Origin of the sequence: Vibrio metschnikovii CIP 69.14 (assembly GCF_000176155.1) — a bacterium.
GTDB classification, from domain to species: Bacteria; Pseudomonadota; Gammaproteobacteria; order Enterobacterales; family Vibrionaceae; genus Vibrio; species Vibrio metschnikovii.
The window spans coordinates 288,848-303,848 of sequence record NZ_ACZO01000006.1 but is presented as its reverse complement, the minus strand read 5'-3'; the positions used below and the strand labels follow the sequence as shown (position 1 = coordinate 303,848).

The window sequence follows — 15,001 nt, the reverse complement described above, 5'->3', positions numbered from 1 at the left end:
TAAAAAAAGTGGCATCTAAGGTGCCACTTTAATCGGAAAAGATAAAGTCAACGATCGGTAAATTTTATGATTTAAGCAATTTTGCGATATGGGCTTTCAAGACATCAATCGCAATGCGGTTTTTACCACCACGTGGAACAATAATATCGGCGTACTGTTTAGACGGTTCAATAAACTGCATAAACATCGGACGAACGGTTTTTTGGTACTGTTTCAAGACTGATTCCATAGTACGTCCACGCTCTTCAACGTCACGCTTGACTCGACGTAATAAACAGATATCGAGCGGTGTATCCATAAAAATGGTTGCATGCATTAAATCACGCAGACGAGGATCGGTCAGAAGTAAAATCCCCTCCAAAATGATCACTTTTTTCGGCGTCATAGTGCTGGTTTTAGCGGTGCGCGTATGTTCACTGTAACTGTATTCAGGGACTTCAACCGCTTCGCCGCGAACTAAAGCTTGCAGATGATCGCAGAGTAGATCGTGATCTAGGGCATTAGGATGGTCATAATTGGTTTTGACACGTTCGTCCATGCTCAGATGGCTTTGGTCTTTGTAATAGCAATCTTCCGTGATCACACCGATTTGATGGTCGCCTACTTTCGCGCGCAGTTCATTATAAATGGTACTGGCAATAAGGCTTTTCCCAGAAGCAGAAGCGCCAGCAATACCGACGATGACGCATTGATTATTATCAGACATGGTTCAGTGTACCCGATACGTGTATGTGAGGAGATAAGATAAACCGCCTGATTATAGGGAGTTCGTCGGTTAGATACCAGTTCACTCAACGGTAAATATCCGTATTTTCTGACAGTGAATAAAATTAACCCAAAGCAAACGATTACTTCTCTGGGCAAAAATAAAGGCAGTGACATTGGTTGCTTAACGTGTTGGCTGAACTGGCAACTGAACGCCGAATAAACTCAACGCGCTCAGTCGCTAAACTCAATTTTGCTATTCACTCACGAAAGTCAGATCGATGGTTTGCGGCTTCGCTTTGCCCTGCCAATACAAGCTGGCACAAATCCGCTCGGCGAGCGCATAATATTGTTGACTATGTTCACTGTCAGGACGAGCAATCACTGTCGGTTTGCCAGCGTCAATATCTTCCCTGAGTGTGACATGCAACGGAATTTGCGCCAGCAATGATAAACCATATTCAGTGGCTAACGTTTGCGCACCACCAACACCAAAAATCGCTTCTTTTTCACCGCAATGACGACAAATGTGATAACTCATATTCTCAATTAATCCCACCACGGGCACGTCAACTTTAGCAAACATTGCCGCCCCTTTTCGTGCATCAGCCAATGCGAGATCTTGTGGTGTGGTGACAATGACCGCGCCTGTCACCGGAATTTGCTGAGATAACGTTAATTGAATATCGCCGGTACCCGGAGGCATATCCACCACCAAATAGTCCAACTCAGGCCACTCAGTTTCATTAACAAGTTGAGCTAATGCTTTTGATGCCATCGGACCACGCCAGATCGCTGCATCCGCTTTATCGACTAAATAACCTATCGAATGGGTATAGATACCGTGCGCTTTCACTGGCTGCATCCATTTATTATCACGCACACTTGGCTTGGCATCTTGAGTGCCAAACATCATCGGCACCGAAGGGCCATAAATGTCCGCATCCAATAAACCAACTTTGGCACCACTGCCCGCTATCGCGAGCGCCAAGTTAGCGGCTGTGGTTGATTTACCCACCCCGCCTTTCGCCGACGTGACGGCAATAATATTTTTCACGCCTTTAACACCATGCGGAACTTTGGTGATCAAGGCCTTAGGAGTAACATTGACTGAATAATCAAAAGCGGCAACGGCTTTCGTTTGCTGCTGATTAGTTATCCAAGCTTGCAGCTCTTGGCGCAAAGCGTGAGCAGCAAATGGGATATGAATTACAAATTGCCCAGATGCCGTGACTTGAACCACGCCCGGTGAATGCGCCCAATCACTAATTAAATTGGGGTGAGAAAACTGATTAAGCCAAGAACAAAAATCGTGTTTGGACATAAATGTGAGCATAAGCCCTCCTTTTTTGTTCATGCTACCACTCAATCTGCCCACACTGAACCCAAAAAAAGTTAAGGCCTTATCATGACTGACGCCTTGGCGTGAGTAGCTTCATCAGGTAGTATTGAAGGCTATTTTCAATACCTATCAAACATAGCGAATAATTAAGTATGGCAACTGAACCAAGAAACCTTTCTCCAAGGAAACTGCTGGTAACTTGTGCCCTTCCGTACGCTAACGGTTCCATCCACTTAGGTCATATGCTTGAGCATATCCAAGCGGATATTTGGGTGCGCTACCAACGCCTACGCGGCAATATTGTAAATTTCATCTGTGCTGACGACGCTCATGGCACACCAATCATGCTTAAAGCGCAGCAGATGGGTATTACGCCTGAAGAAATGATTGCCGCGGTTAGCGAAGAACATCAGCAAGATTTCGCTGGGTTTGATATTAGTTTTGATAACTATCACAGCACCCACAGTGAAGAAAACCGTGAGTTGGCTTCGCATATTTATCTTGAACTGAAAAAAAATGGCTTTATTTCTAGTCGCACCATTTCTCAGTTATTCGATCCTGAAAAACAGATGTTCTTACCGGATCGCTTCGTCAAAGGCACCTGCCCAAAATGTAAGTCAGAAGATCAATATGGTGATAACTGCGATGCTTGCGGCGAAACTTACAGCCCAACGGAACTGATCAATCCTAAATCTGCGGTCTCAGGTGCAACTCCTGTGATGAAAGATTCTGAACACTTCTTTTTTGACTTGCCACAGTTTGAAAGCATGCTCAAAGAGTGGACTCGTTCTGGCTCGCTGCAAACCGAAACCGCTAATAAAATGCAAGAGTGGTTTGAAGGTGGCTTGCAGCAATGGGATATATCCCGAGATGCGCCCTATTTTGGGTTTGAAATCCCCGGTGAAACCAATAAATTCTTTTATGTGTGGCTCGATGCACCCATTGGTTACATGGGGTCATTCAAAAATCTTTGCAGCAAGCGCAATGATTTAGACTTTGACGAATACTGGCGCAAAGACAGTCAAACCGAGCTGTACCACTTTATTGGTAAAGACATTGTTTACTTCCACAGCCTATTTTGGCCAGCAATGCTTGAAGGCAGTGGTTTCCGTAAACCAACCAATGTTTTTGTGCATGGTTATGTTACGGTTAATGGCGCGAAAATGTCGAAGTCAAAAGGGACGTTTGTCAAAGCGAGTACGTACTTAAAACATTTAGATCCTGAGTGCTTACGTTACTACTACGCGGCAAAACTGAACAACCGTATTGATGATCTCGATCTAAACCTTGAAGACTTCACGCAGCGCGTCAATGCTGATGTGGTCAACAAGATTGTTAACCTAGCTTCACGTAATGCGGGCTTTATCAGTAAACGTTTTGATAATCAGTTATCGGCAACCTTTGCAGAGCCTGAATTGTACGCCGAATTTGCCGCGGCCGCTGAACGTATTGCTGAACTTTATGAAACTCGTGAATTTGGTCGTGCGATTCGTGAAATCACCGCATTAGCAGATAAAGCCAACCAATATGTGGATGAAAAAGCGCCTTGGGTTATCGCCAAGCAAGAAGGCCAAGAGCAAGCGCTGCAAGATATTTGTACCGTGGGCATTAACCTATTCCGCGTATTGATGACTTACCTCAAGCCTGTAATGCCAGCGTTAGCTGAGCGGACGGAAGCTTTCCTTAATCAAGAACTGACTTGGGATGGTATTCAAACGCCACTGACTCGTCATGAGTTGACCCCATTTAAAGCGCTGTTTAATCGTATTGACTCTCAGCATGTTGAAGCGATGATTGAAACCTCAAAACAAGAAGCAGCACTGGAAAAAGCCGCGATAGAAAATGCTCAGCCGGTTAGTCAAGCAACAGAGTTAAGCAAAGATCCCATCGCCGCAGAAATCGAATTTGACGATTTTGCTAAAGTTGATTTACGGATTGCCAAAATCCTCTCTTGTGAAGCGGTGCCAAAGGCCGATAAGTTACTAAAATTCCAGTTGGATATTGGTGGTGAAACACGCCAAGTGTTCTCTGGAATAAAAGCCGCTTACTCACCTGAAGAGCTGGTCGGTAAATACACCGTGATGGTGGCTAACCTTAAACCACGCAAGATGAAGTTTGGTATGTCAGAAGGCATGATCCTCGCTGCAGGCCCTGGCGGTGACCAGTTGTGGATTCTTGAGCCTCATGAAGGTGCACAAGCCGGCATGCGCGTCATGTAGTCTGTCGATTTTAACTACGTGAAAGATGATTAGCCCTCTCCTCGAGAGGGCTTTTTTTTTCGCTTGTGTTCACACTTTTAGCGCAAATCGCACCTTTTTAGTGCACAAACACCAGCAAAGAAAACATAACCAATTGATTTTTAATACATAAAAACTTGGCATTAAGCATGCAATATCCAACTCAGGGGAATACTCAACCTAGGTGACGTCGTGATATCTGCTCATCAATAGTGATGGCCATTCGGTTAACGCGTACAGCAACCTACATTGAGAAAGGAATCTCTGTTCTGAGCAAGCCACATACACAAGGAGTGGATTATGTTTGTCTTTATTTCCATGCTTATCTCTATCGCGATTCTTGGCGGATTATTTTTCTTTGCTAAACAGAAAGAATCCAGCCTACAACGTAAATATCAACTCTTAGTTGATTTACGCGAGTTACTTTATCTTTGTCGTCAACATCGTCAAGCAACCCATCACGAGTTGATGTTTGGCCAAGATCGTCAGCAAGAAATTAATCATCTTCAATCTGCTATCGATCAGACTTTATCTCATTTGATTGCCCATGCTCACTTTGATAACAAACCTCTGTATCGTATTTTCCAAGCTAAATTAACCGCCATTCGCCATGAATGGCCGGATTATAGCGTAGCCAGGAACCAAGTCGCTCACGGTAAAGCGATTCGTCATTGTCTATTTTTAATTGACGAAATTGTTCTCGCTTGGTTAGCTGAATCACATCGAGACGATCTGAGTGATGAATATCATATGAATTGGCAACAAGTCATCGATAGTATGGATTCACTGACCCAGTTACGTTTATGTATTGAAGAGATGGGGAGTCAAGAGGGGCGGCTTCGTCTCAGTCATTACAGTGAGCTCATGCGACGAAAACTGAGCCAGCTAGCACTAATAAGTCCTTTATCAATCGCCTCACCGACTTGCTCCGAAGCCATGCACCAACTCAGTGAGCTCCATGACAATCCGCATTTAGAGCTCGATGCGAAGCAGTTTTATCAACTGACTTCTGAATTATCGCTGACGATCGCTCAAGTGTACGACCAAATGCTGTCCGAAGTGACTGAAAGCTTATATTTACCGTTACCTCAACTCGCACTGGCTTAAATAACCTCACTAGGCGTTAAGATTCAAATAGCAAAAGCGCCACGATTGTGGCGCTTTTTAATACTAACTCAATCAATGATAGCGATTATTTAAGCATCTTACGCGCTGCTTCAACCACCACTTTAATTGAACGAGCTTCGGTCTCTTTTAAGGTGGCGTGATCTGGGATCTCTTTTTGAGTACGGTTAATAATAACACCCGCTACACAGCCTGCTTTTAAACCAGAGCTAGCACACATGGTTAATAGCGTCGCAGATTCCATCTCAAAGTTCAGCACGCCCATCTCTTGCCATTCTTTCATTGATCCTTGGAAACGGCTAACAACACGACCGGTGAATGTGTCATAACGCTCTTGACCCGGGTAGAACGTATCGCTTGATGCCGTTACCCCCATGTGAACGGTAGCGCCGCTCTCTTCTGCGGCTTCTTTCATCGCGGTTGCTACTGCAAAATCCGGTACCGCAGGGAATTCCATCGGTGCAAAGTGTAAGCTAGCGCCATCAAGACGTACTGAGCCAGTGGTAACAATCATGTCGCCGACGTTGACGTGTGGTTGAATTGCACCAGTGGTACCAACACGTAAGAAAGAGCGCACACCTAATTGAGCGAGCTCTTCTACCGCAATGGACGTTGATGGACCACCAATACCCGTTGAACAAACCACAACGGATTGACCATCTAACTCAGCGCGATAAAGCGTGTACTCACGGTGACTAGCTAGAAAAACCGGGTTTTCCATTAATTCAGCGATTTTTTGCACACGGGCAGGATCACCAGGGATAATCGCCAACGTTGCACCATTTAGATCGGCTTGGGTCACTCCTAGGTGAAAGACAGCTTGAGACATAAGTTACTCCTTGATTGCGGCTTGTTCAGCTCATCATTAATTTCGGGTACCTAGTGACTCTATCCCAGTAACCAACAATATTTAGTGACAAACATCACAACTACGTCAGCAATAAAATCCAGCATTTCAAAGAAAAACGGTTTGCATCACAAAAATGAGCAATTCAAATGCAACTCAACACTATTCGCTCGTGATTCAACTCAAATGGTTTTAATCCCTATGGCTCACTCTAATCCGCTACTGATGGCTTAAAGCGTAGTAAACGCAAAGCATTCAGAGTGACCAACGCCGTCGCACCACTATCAGCCAATACTGCCATCCATAAGCCTGTGATACCGAGTAAACTGGTCACCAATAAAATGGCCTTTAAGCCCAAAGCTAATGTCACATTTTGTCGAATATTATTCAGCGTAGCGCGAGATAATTCGATCATTCCTGCCAACTCAATGAGTCGATTATGGGTTAATGCTGCGTCCGCCGTCTCTAACGCGACATCGGTACCGCTGCCCATCGCAATACCGATACTGGCCTGCTTCATCGCAGGAGCATCATTAATGCCATCCCCCACCATTGCAACCGGTTGAAGCTGTGATAATTGCTCGACCACTTGCACTTTATCCTCAGGCAATAAACTGGCTTGAAAATCCATGCCGAGCTTATCGGCGATAGCTGCGGCACTGCGTGGGTTATCCCCGGTCAACATGATGCTGTTAATGCCGATTTTTTTCAGTTGTGCAATCGCGACTTGCGCCTCATCACGTAATGTATCTTGCCAAGCAATAACGCCTATCGGTTGCTTATTTTGCAAAGCAACCGCGACCGTTTTCCCTTGCGCTTCGAGTTGCTCAATCGATTCAGTGACAGCGGCACTAACCACCACATCGAGCTGAGTTGGCGACAACAGTGAATAGCGTTGACCAGCAACTAAGCCTGTAATACCGCGGCCCGGTAACGCTTGTTGCTCAGAAGCTTGATGGATTGTATAGCCTTGGGCTTGCACTTTATCCACTAACGAAGTGGCTAAAGGATGACTAGACCCTTGCTCAATGGCCGCTACTGCCGCTAACCATTGAGATGACGGCAGATCCGTTAAGCTTATCATGTCCGTTACCTGTGGCTTTCCTTGTGTTAGTGTTCCGGTTTTATCAAACGCCATCATGGTCACTCGGCCAAGCTGCTCAAGTGCCGCTCCCCCTTTGATTAAAGCACCGCGTCTTGCTGCCGCGGCTAAACCAGAGGTAATCGCCGCTGGGGTTGAAATCACTAACGCGCAAGGACAAGCAATGAGTAATAACGCCAGTCCACGATAGGTCCAGGTTTCCCATGGCTGAGCAAACATTAATGGTGGAATGAGCACAACCAATAAAGCAATCAGCATCATCAGCGGGGTATACCAACGGCTAAATCGATCTAAAAACCGCTCTAAGGGCGCTTTACGAGATTCAGCTTGCTCAATGAGGTGTAAAATACGGTCAATGGCATTTTGTCCCGGTAATGAAGTGATCTGCACTTGGATCAAACGGTCAACCACTACAGAGCCTGCAGCGAGCGTGTCACAGACTTGCTTTTCAACCGGAATCGATTCTCCGGTTAATGCACTTTCATCAATGCTCGCCGCTTGATCCATCAACTGCCCATCAGCAGGTAAACGCCCTCCAGGAGCAACCTCAACGTGATCACCGGGTCGCAGATCTTGCACATCAACTAACACTCGCTGGCCGTGTTCTATTTTCGTCGCTTGATCAGGCACCAGCGCCATCAGCGCCTGTACACCAGAACGCGCTCGTGCAGCCGCAATGCCTTCTAAGCGCTCGCCAACCAAAAACAGTAATAACACCATCGCCGCTTCTGCCGTTTCACCAAGATATAAAGCGCCCAGTGCGGCGACAGTCATTAAGGTTTCAATCGCAAACGGCGTACCTGACTTTGCCAATTGCCAAGCTTTACGCGCAATCGGAACCAAGCCTAACAAACAGGTTAGTGTAAACATCCACTGCGCTAACTCGCTCGACCACTGAGTCATTAGAGCGGCGACTAGCATCGCTGAACTGATCAAAACCAGACGCCGATTGTCCGCTTGTGTTAACCATGTTCGGGGGGAAGAGTGAGGAGATGCGACTTTAGAGGTCGAGTGCTGAATCTGAAAACCAGCACGACTAACGGCTTGTTCAACCGCCGCAACCGTTGCTTGCTGATTAAACTGCACCACCAACTTTTCTGTCACAAACAGAACCTGGGCAGTGACAATATCTGGAATTTTCTGTAACGCCGTTTCTATTTTCCGCGCACACGATGGGCAATCCATCCCCACCACTTGCCAACTGCGTTGGAACTTAGCAACCGAGTCATGCACATTGTCCGCGGCACTGCGCGTGTTTTTATCTTCTGCTGGTTGAGCACAGCAAGCAACCTCAGGTTGCACTTGATGGGTGGTTGACGCTGCAGAACAACAAGACGCCTGACTATGAGTGGCATGAGAACCATGAGTGACACCGCACCCTGAATGCTTAACAGACATCAATCAATCTCCTAATTTGATGATGTGTTGAGCTTACACCTTGGAGCTAACTCCAAGGTCAAGTGTTTTTTGCGCATTTAACTACAGGCTCTTGAGCTAAGTTCAAAAAGAGAGAGCGAGTCTCTACAAAACTTTAATCCCACCCTATAAGCCAATGTTCTCACTTTAGTTGTTTAGCGATTAAACTGGATGTTTAAAACTGGTGGCGAGGTTTTTACCGATCGCTAACAGTACATTACGACGGGTAATGATACCCACTAACTTTCCTTGCTCTATCACCGGATAGACTTTCGGCTTACCGACTTTCATCATATCAGCCAGTTCGATGATTGACGTCTCCGGAGAAACCGACAGCACTTCTTGATGCATGCAGTCACTCACCGTATGAGAGTCATGGCAGAAGTAACTGGCTTTAACTAATTTATCGAGCAAATCTTGTTCAGAAAGAAAGCCGATCACTCTCTTTTGATCATCAATCACTGGTCCACCAAGATGTTCAGAACCACTTACGCGCTCTAAAGCCGCACTGAGTGACATCTCAGGACTAAAGGTCACCGCTTTGACGGTCATGTAATCTCTTACTTTGAGTGAATCCATTACTATCTCCTTGGCGTTCTTAACCATCGCTATGCCATGAGCACTTCTCTGAGCTTAGTGATGGCTATCCCATAATGATTAAACAGACAAACAAGTCCTTAATGACACTCCGAGTCAATTAAGGTGCCTATAGTAAGTGTTGACTAATTTCTTGATTTTACTAGAGAGGAAGACGATTTTTTTGTAACAAAGCGAACGTTTTAAGCGAGATATTAAGGCCGAGCCGTTTTAGAGAGGGAACGCCCCGAGTCAGCCAAACAAAAAGCTGGCTCGGGGTTTTGATTTACCAACGTTTAGCCGCCTGGTGATCGGATTCGCGCGATTCTATCCAGCGTTCAGAGTGTGTGGTGCGTTCTTTCTTCCAAAACGGGGCTTGAGTTTTTAAGCTATCCATAATGAATTCACAAGCAGCAAAACTCGCACCGCGATGGGCACTCGCAACGCCAACAAACACAATTTGCGCACCAACATCCAAATCACCAACCCGATGAATGATACGTACTTGTTGTAAGGGCCAGCGCTGTTGGGCTTGATCACACAGATGACTGAGCGCTTTTTCAGTCATTCCTGGGTAATGTTCAAGACGTAAGCCGATCACATCATCACCGAGGTTGAGATCACGAACTTTACCGACAAATGTGACAACTGCGCCAGCAGCACTGTCTTGCGCTAACACCGCATACTCATCGGCCAATGAAAAATCAGCCGTTTGTACAGAAACTCTGCTATCCATCGGTCTCACCCGCCAGTAACTGGTGGAAAAAAGGCCACTTCATCACCCGACTGCAAAGGATGAGTCATTGCCACAATGGTGTGATTAACAGCAACCAGTAACTTATCCGCATCTAACGCTAGTGACCACTTATCGCCTTGCAGCACAAGATGCTGCCTAAGAGCCTCAACGGTTGCAAAATTGGCTGGCATCTCAACCCGATCACAGCCAACCAACTCACGAGTCTGTGCAAAAAAAACAACGTTAATCATCGCGTAGCCTTAAAATGCCCGGACTTACCTCCGGTTTTTTCTAGTAAACGCACCTGTTCAATGACCATGTCTTTTTGTACCGCTTTACACATATCATAAATAGTCAAAGCGGCAACAGATGCTGCCGTTAACGCTTCCATCTCAACACCGGTTTTCCCTGCTAGCTTACACACAGATTCAATTCGTACACAGCTTTCAGCTTCGAGAGCTTGTAAATGAACTTCAACTTTAGAAAGCAACAACGGGTGGCAAAGCGGAATTAAATCCCACGTTTTTTTAGCGGCTTGAATTCCAGCAATCCGTGCGGTAGCAAACACATCGCCTTTGTGATGCTGCCCAGAAATAATCAACTGGAGTGTTTCTGGTGCCATACGAATATAAGCTTCTGCACGCGCTTCACGCACACTATCGAGTTTGGCCGATACATCGACCATATTCGCTTCACCGTTGGCATTAATATGGCTAAATTCAGTCATGTTTTTCTGTTACCCAGCGAGATGAGGCATAAAGTTACATGGACGATGGCTCGCATCTAATTGCTGCTGGATAATTTTCGTCCATCCGGTACGGCAAGCCCCCGTCGAACCCGGCATAGCGAATATCACCGTGTGATTGGCAAATCCCGCTAAAGCTCGTGACTGAATCGTTGAAGTACCAATCTCTTCATACGACACCATTCTAAACAGCTCACCAAAGCCCTCGACCTCTTTATCAAAAAGTGGTTTCAATGCTTCAGGAGTACTATCGCGAGCCGTAAAGCCGGTGCCACCAGTAATCAAGATGGCTTGAATCGCCTCATCAGCAATCCACTGTGACACGATGGCACGAATTTTATATTTATCATCGATCACAATTTGCTTATCGGCCAATAGATGTCCCGCGGCTTGCAATTGCTCAGCTAAATAGCCACCAGAGGTATCGTTTTCTTGCGTACGTGTATCGGATACCGTTAGTACCGCAATGTTAGCGGGTTGAAATTTACTTTCTGCATGACCCATGTCATCACCTTATCTTTTTCATTATCTGTCCCCAAAGGTCTAGCCACCAATGGATGCCAAATGGGGAGTTATACCTGTATTACCGTCATGTAAAAAATGACTAACAGACTTATGTTGTAACTGGGTTTGAATACGTTCAATTAATGCTGATTGCTGGCTATCTTCTTGTAATAGATCACGTAATGAGAGACCTTGCTCACCAAACAGACAAAGATGTAGCTTACCTAACGCAGAGATGCGTAACCGATTACAACTGTGGCAAAAGTCTTTCTCGTAAGGCATGATTAACCCTACTTCGCCTTGATAATCAGGATGCCAATAAACTTGAGCCGGCCCATCATGGTGTGATCGTGCTTTTAGTAACCAGCCATCGGCTATCAGTTGATTGCGCAGGGCGACACCAGAAAGGTGATGGCGAGCAAATAAATCATCCATCTCCCCTGTCTGCATCAGTTCAATAAAACGCAGTTGGATCGGTCGATGTTTAATCCACGCCAAAAATTGAGGCATGGTGTGCGCATTAAGATCCTTCATCAATACGACATTAACTTTAACTTGCGCAAAGCCAGCCTCAAAAGCTCGCTCGATTCCCTGCATGACTTGATAAAAACGGTTTTCACCGGTGATCTGCTGAAACATCCTCGGGTCTAAACTATCGACACTCACATTAATATCGGTCAATCCCGCCTGCTTCCAAGCCATGACATGATCAGCCATCCGGTAACCATTGGTGGTGGTGGCAACTTTCTCTATCCCAGGCTGCCCAGCGACCGTCTGAATAATGTCGGTGAAATCTTTGCGTAAACTCGGTTCACCGCCAGTAATTCTCACTTTAGAAGTTCCACAACACGCAAACGCCTTCACCACGCGTTGAATTTCAGGCAGAGTTAGAAAAGCAGAATTTTTGGTTCCCGAGGGTCGGTACCCCCCTGGTAAACAGTAGGTACACTTAAAATTGCAGACATCAGTCACAGACAGACGTAAATAGTAAAATTTACGCTGATATTTATCTTCGAATGGTTGCGCCACGGAACACCTTTCCAAATACGGGAGGCAAAAAGGTTTCCCACTTTGCCCTTGTGGATCAATGCCACTGGCTTAAATGACTTATCTTCAAAAACGTTGCGCTTAAGAAAACTTAGTGCAGATAAGCTCGGAGTTATGGCAACAATAAGCGTACGCTCGATGCTTATTGGTTGCAGCGAACGGATAAAATACTTAAATATTGTGTGTGTTTCCAGCTTCTACTGAAAAAAAACCGTTTTGATGCATAAATTACCACAAAATGAGTACCATCCGCTTGAGCATTACTCTAAATTGTAGGCCATCAAAGAACAACTCGAAATATAAAACATGTCACTCTATGATGATAAAAAAGTGGTTGCGATTGGCGGCGGCCACGGATTAGGCAGAATACTCGCTGCATTAAAAGTCTTTGGTTCTAATGCGACAGGCATTGTTACTACTACTGATAATGGTGGTTCTACTGGGCGTATTCGCCACTGCCAAGGGGGTATCGCTTGGGGAGATACGCGCAACTGCATTAATCAGTTAATCACAGAGCCATCCATAAGTTCGATGATGTTTGAGTACCGTTTCAAAGGCGCTGGTGAACTGAACGGGCATAATCTTGGCAATTTAATGTTAACCGCCTTAGACCACCTTTCGGTACGCCCGCTAGAAGCGATTAACTTGATCCGTAACATGCTCAAAGTCGATGTCAATATTGTACCAATGTCAGAGCATCCAGCTGACTTAACCGCCCTATCGGTAGAGGGGAAATGGGTCACAGGGGAAACCAGTGTTGATGAAATGGCCCAAGATCTACTGAGGCTGGATCTTGATCCAGAAGTCCCCGCCACTAAGGAAGGCGTCCATGCTATCTCTCAAGCAGATGCGATTATTCTCGGTCCGGGCAGCTTTCTCACCAGCATTATGCCACCGCTATTATTACCTGAAATCGGCCAAGCGATCGCAGAGAATACCCGCGCCAAATTGATTTTTGTTGAGAACCTTTCCCCAGAATATGGCCCTGCGGGGCGCATGAGTTTGCAGCAGAAACTAGAATGGTGTGAACGTGCTTGTAGCGCTCGCCATATTGACGTAGTGATTGGTGCCATTGAGCATCCAGAACTCAACCATCAATGGAATTGTGTCACTCGCGATCTCGCTTCTCCCAATCGTGATTGGCGGCATGATCGCGTCAAGTTACGCAACGCAATTGAAGAACAATTGATCAGCTGAAAGCGATAATCCACTTTCATCAATTTCATCAATCACCAAGGTACGAGAATAAAAAGGGCTGTCACAGAACAGCCCTTATCGAAGAAACTAACCACTTTGGTCACTCATGGTTAAAATTTGATTCTATCGGCTAAATGACTGACCGCAACCGCAAAGTAGTGCGAGCGGTTCCATTTCATCAGCACATTATAATTGTTATAAACCAAGTAAATCCGCCCACTTTCATCATCTGGCATAATAAGCCAAGCTTTGATGTCCTCTTTCAACTGTGGTAGCGGTTGACCATCATAACGAGTGATACCAAGCTCACTCCACTCGCGTAGTAACTTGCCTTTTTCAGCCTGACGGCCTTCCAAAGCTTTATCAAAATTAGCCGGAATTTTTACCTGACGCCCCCAAGTATAACGATCATCCCAACCGGATTTACTTAGATAATTAGCCGTTGACGCGAAAACATCCGCCTTGGTGCCCCAAATATCTTTTTTACCGTCACCATCACCGTCTGCGGCAAACGCTAAAAAGGAGCTAGGCATAAACTGACATTGTCCCATCGCCCCTGCCCATGAGCCTTTCATTTCATCAACCGTAATATGCCCTTGTTGCAAAATTTGTAACGCAGCCATAGTTTCCTTACGGAAAAACTCTTCACGCCGACCATCATAAGCCATCGTTGATAAAGCATCGATAACTGGAAAGTTGCCAGTAAAGCTACCGAAGTTACTTTCGACACCCCAAAGCGCAACGATAAAACGCGGCTGAACACCATACTGCTTACCAATACGCTGTAGCTCATCATAGTGTTTTTCATACAATGCTTGAGCTTGTTTGACTTTCCAGTCCGGTACCGCACGAGGGATGTATTCATCTAAAGTTAAGCGTCTTTCCGGTTGATTACGATCTGCGGTGACCGCTCGAGGACGATACTCCACATTAGCAAACGCTTCTGCCAATATTTGCTCAGAAATGCCTTCTTGACGCGCCTGTTGCTTTAACCCTTCAAGATATTGCTCAAAACTCACCGTATTGGCCAGCAAAGGAGCCGATAGCGTTAACCCTAAAATAACTGACAGTAATTTTCTCAAGATGCCCTCCTCAAGCGATCCTAATCAGCAGTGGCTTGTCTACTTTGTGCTTTCTGCTGTTTATGTATATCTAATAAATTTTCTGTTGGCGGGGGAAGCTGTAAAAAGAATCCCGTTACTTGCAACGCTGTTTTTACCTTATCCACATCCACTCGAGCTAGCTGACGATTGGTCAAGTTGACTAACATGACAAAGATAGGTTTACCAAAGGTCTCGAGCAAAGTGTCAGGAACTTGTGAAAAGTCATCTCTTTTCGGAAGATACAGATAAGTTCCTTCTTTTTTCGAACTTTTATAAATAGAACAAAGCATGCCAACCCTTTTGTATTGTGTTATCTGCG

15 protein-coding genes and 1 riboswitch are annotated in these 15,001 nt (G+C 45.6%); of the genes, 3 read left to right on the top strand and 12 right to left on the bottom strand.

Going from position 1 to position 15,001, the window contains the following annotated elements; translation table 11 throughout:
* Positions 1-64: 64 nt before the first annotated feature.
* Together udk and apbC are read right to left on the bottom strand one after the other, a co-directional pair.
* A complete protein-coding gene (gene udk, locus VIB_RS04960) occupies positions 65-706 on the bottom strand; it encodes a uridine kinase (RefSeq protein WP_004394887.1) in 642 nt (213 codons plus the stop codon).
* A 255-nt stretch (positions 707-961) separates the two neighbouring features.
* Positions 962-2,041: an iron-sulfur cluster carrier protein ApbC gene (gene apbC / locus VIB_RS04955; protein ID WP_040904189.1), complete on the bottom strand. Its 1,080-nt coding sequence runs from the start codon at positions 2,039-2,041 to the stop codon at positions 962-964.
* Between the two features lie 158 nt (positions 2,042-2,199).
* On the opposite strand from apbC, the gene metG reads away from it, so the two are divergent.
* Together metG and VIB_RS04945 are read left to right on the top strand one after the other, a co-directional pair.
* A complete protein-coding gene (metG, locus tag VIB_RS04950; protein WP_040904188.1) occupies positions 2,200-4,266 on the top strand; it encodes a methionine--tRNA ligase in 2,067 nt (688 codons plus the stop codon).
* Between the two features lie 318 nt (positions 4,267-4,584).
* The gene (locus VIB_RS04945) at positions 4,585-5,391 is read left to right on the top strand and encodes a hypothetical protein (protein ID WP_004394884.1); all 807 of its coding nucleotides are present in this window, start codon (positions 4,585-4,587) and stop codon (positions 5,389-5,391) included.
* A gap of 85 nt (positions 5,392-5,476) precedes the next feature.
* On the opposite strand, the gene udp is transcribed toward VIB_RS04945, so the two are convergent.
* From udp to moaA, 8 genes are all read right to left on the bottom strand, one after another.
* Positions 5,477-6,238, bottom strand: a complete 762-nt coding sequence (gene udp, locus VIB_RS04940) for a uridine phosphorylase (protein ID WP_004394883.1) — start codon at positions 6,236-6,238, stop codon at positions 5,477-5,479.
* 229 nt (positions 6,239-6,467) lie between these two features.
* Positions 6,468-8,756: a zinc/cadmium/mercury/lead-transporting ATPase gene (locus VIB_RS04935; RefSeq protein WP_040904186.1), complete on the bottom strand. Its 2,289-nt coding sequence runs from the start codon at positions 8,754-8,756 to the stop codon at positions 6,468-6,470.
* A gap of 180 nt (positions 8,757-8,936) precedes the next feature.
* Positions 8,937-9,353, bottom strand: a complete 417-nt coding sequence (locus VIB_RS04930; RefSeq protein ID WP_004394881.1) for a CBS domain-containing protein — start codon at positions 9,351-9,353, stop codon at positions 8,937-8,939.
* Positions 9,354-9,636: 283 nt separating this feature from the next.
* On the bottom strand, positions 9,637-10,086 hold the full coding sequence (moaE, locus tag VIB_RS04925; RefSeq protein ID WP_040904184.1) for a molybdopterin synthase catalytic subunit MoaE: 450 nt from the start codon (positions 10,084-10,086) through the stop codon (positions 9,637-9,639).
* A 5-nt stretch (positions 10,087-10,091) separates the two neighbouring features.
* Positions 10,092-10,337 carry a molybdopterin synthase sulfur carrier subunit gene (gene moaD / locus VIB_RS04920; protein ID WP_004394879.1) on the bottom strand — a complete coding sequence of 82 codons (246 nt, stop codon included), beginning with the start codon at positions 10,335-10,337 and terminating at the stop codon, positions 10,092-10,094.
* Positions 10,334-10,813 carry a cyclic pyranopterin monophosphate synthase MoaC gene (gene moaC, locus VIB_RS04915; RefSeq protein ID WP_004394878.1) on the bottom strand — a complete coding sequence of 160 codons (480 nt, stop codon included), beginning with the start codon at positions 10,811-10,813 and terminating at the stop codon, positions 10,334-10,336. The genes moaD and moaC overlap by 4 nt, the downstream gene beginning before the upstream one ends.
* A 9-nt stretch (positions 10,814-10,822) precedes the next feature.
* Positions 10,823-11,335 (bottom strand): molybdenum cofactor biosynthesis protein B, encoded by a 513-nt coding sequence (moaB, locus tag VIB_RS04910; protein WP_004394877.1) that lies wholly within the window; start codon positions 11,333-11,335, stop codon positions 10,823-10,825.
* A gap of 39 nt (positions 11,336-11,374) precedes the next feature.
* The gene (gene moaA / locus VIB_RS04905; RefSeq protein WP_004394876.1) at positions 11,375-12,364 is read right to left on the bottom strand and encodes a GTP 3',8-cyclase MoaA; all 990 of its coding nucleotides are present in this window, start codon (positions 12,362-12,364) and stop codon (positions 11,375-11,377) included.
* A riboswitch (molybdenum cofactor riboswitch) is annotated at positions 12,353-12,506 on the bottom strand. (Overlaps the previous gene by 12 nt.)
* Before the next feature lie 182 nt (positions 12,507-12,688).
* On the opposite strand from moaA, the gene VIB_RS04900 reads away from it, so the two are divergent.
* A complete protein-coding gene (locus VIB_RS04900) occupies positions 12,689-13,579 on the top strand; it encodes a YvcK family protein (protein ID WP_004394875.1) in 891 nt (296 codons plus the stop codon).
* 110 nt (positions 13,580-13,689) lie between these two features.
* On the opposite strand, the gene VIB_RS04895 is transcribed toward VIB_RS04900, so the two are convergent.
* Together VIB_RS04895 and VIB_RS04890 are read right to left on the bottom strand one after the other, a co-directional pair.
* Positions 13,690-14,661 (bottom strand): lytic murein transglycosylase, encoded by a 972-nt coding sequence (locus tag VIB_RS04895; protein WP_040904182.1) that lies wholly within the window; start codon positions 14,659-14,661, stop codon positions 13,690-13,692.
* Positions 14,662-14,681: 20 nt separating this feature from the next.
* Positions 14,682-14,972 (bottom strand): YcgL domain-containing protein, encoded by a 291-nt coding sequence (locus VIB_RS04890; RefSeq protein WP_040904181.1) that lies wholly within the window; start codon positions 14,970-14,972, stop codon positions 14,682-14,684.
* Positions 14,973-15,001: the final 29 nt, after the last annotated feature.

Excerpts from the sequence above, each read along its gene's own strand:
- VIB_RS04900 (WP_004394875.1), top strand. The coding sequence starts at position 12,689 with ATGTCACTCTATGATGATAAAAAAGTGGTTGCGATTGGCGGCGGCCAC.
- moaE (WP_040904184.1), bottom strand. The coding sequence starts at position 10,086 with ATGGATAGCAGAGTTTCTGTACAAACGGCTGATTTTTCATTGGCCGAT.
- VIB_RS04935 (WP_040904186.1), bottom strand. The coding sequence starts at position 8,756 with ATGTCTGTTAAGCATTCAGGGTGCGGTGTCACTCATGGTTCTCATGCC.
- moaB (WP_004394877.1), bottom strand. The coding sequence starts at position 11,335 with ATGGGTCATGCAGAAAGTAAATTTCAACCCGCTAACATTGCGGTACTA.
- udp (WP_004394883.1), bottom strand. The coding sequence starts at position 6,238 with ATGTCTCAAGCTGTCTTTCACCTAGGAGTGACCCAAGCCGATCTAAAT.
- apbC (WP_040904189.1), bottom strand. The coding sequence starts at position 2,041 with ATGCTCACATTTATGTCCAAACACGATTTTTGTTCTTGGCTTAATCAG.
- moaD (WP_004394879.1), bottom strand. The coding sequence starts at position 10,337 with ATGATTAACGTTGTTTTTTTTGCACAGACTCGTGAGTTGGTTGGCTGT.
- VIB_RS04930 (WP_004394881.1), bottom strand. The coding sequence starts at position 9,353 with ATGGATTCACTCAAAGTAAGAGATTACATGACCGTCAAAGCGGTGACC.
- VIB_RS04945 (WP_004394884.1), top strand. The coding sequence starts at position 4,585 with ATGTTTGTCTTTATTTCCATGCTTATCTCTATCGCGATTCTTGGCGGA.
- metG (WP_040904188.1), top strand. The coding sequence starts at position 2,200 with ATGGCAACTGAACCAAGAAACCTTTCTCCAAGGAAACTGCTGGTAACT.
- VIB_RS04890 (WP_040904181.1), bottom strand. The coding sequence starts at position 14,972 with ATGCTTTGTTCTATTTATAAAAGTTCGAAAAAAGAAGGAACTTATCTG.
- moaC (WP_004394878.1), bottom strand. The coding sequence starts at position 10,813 with ATGACTGAATTTAGCCATATTAATGCCAACGGTGAAGCGAATATGGTC.
- udk (WP_004394887.1), bottom strand. The coding sequence starts at position 706 with ATGTCTGATAATAATCAATGCGTCATCGTCGGTATTGCTGGCGCTTCT.